We start from the raw sequence: 721 nt of genomic DNA, 5'->3' as shown, positions 1-721 counted from the left end.
CCTGAATGGTGTGCCAGGCGACATCTTTGGCTGGGCTTGCTTCACCCGAATTATAGGGAGGCTGTCCGCAGCAGGTTTGCGCTTGAGGAAATACTATTTGATAATTACATAGTTCAAGCAGAGCAATCGCATCCATACCTGATTCCGGGTAAAAGGAATCTATTAGGCAAGTTCCAAAGAGGTAGGCCTGTTTACTCTGCATGAGATTTTTTCGAAGTACCGTTAAGGATATGGAGGTCGATCAGGCCAATTTCATCCCAGTCGCTGTTTTTAGCAACCTCAAAGCCGTTTTCAACAAAAATATACTTGAGAAGCTTTTCCCCTTCGTCATCTTTAATCATATTCACAAACGCCCGCTTTAACTTGGTGAGCGAGAAAAAATCGACGCGAGGGTGTGCGATAAGAGGGTAGGGAGAAAACCCGGGGCTGTCCCAGAGCATTCTCAGGCGACTACGTATTTCAGGGGGGAGTGCTCTAAAGCTCTCATCAGTTCCGCCACCGGCGATGTAATCCCCATTAGCGACGCCTTTGTAGACCTCTGACTGACTAGATAAAAACTGGGGGATGATATCGAAGTTAAGTTTATTCAGGCTTTCTCTCGGCACTACGCTGGCGGCAAAATCTAGCAAGCCAGGAAACGCAATGGTTGCATTTCTTAGTTCTGCCAAGGTCTTAATTGGTCCAGTTTTCTTAACGAATATTAGCCCTCTGATTGGCTGTG

The 721-nt window shown here is 46.6% G+C and carries 2 protein-coding genes; both read right to left on the bottom strand.

Annotated features, from left to right (window positions below):
• A partial coding sequence (locus A3763_RS04480; RefSeq protein ID WP_197482764.1) for a heterodisulfide reductase-related iron-sulfur binding cluster occupies positions 1-202 on the bottom strand: 202 nt, incomplete at its 3' end.
• Positions 192-721 (bottom strand): phosphate/phosphite/phosphonate ABC transporter substrate-binding protein (locus tag A3763_RS04475; protein WP_156494906.1); only part of this gene is annotated, 530 nt, incomplete at its 5' end. The genes A3763_RS04480 and A3763_RS04475, both read right to left, overlap by 11 nt.

This window comes from Oleiphilus sp. HI0128 (genome assembly GCF_001635365.1).
The sequence above is the reverse complement of the archived record's forward strand: the minus strand, read 5'-3'. Positions and strand labels throughout refer to the sequence as shown.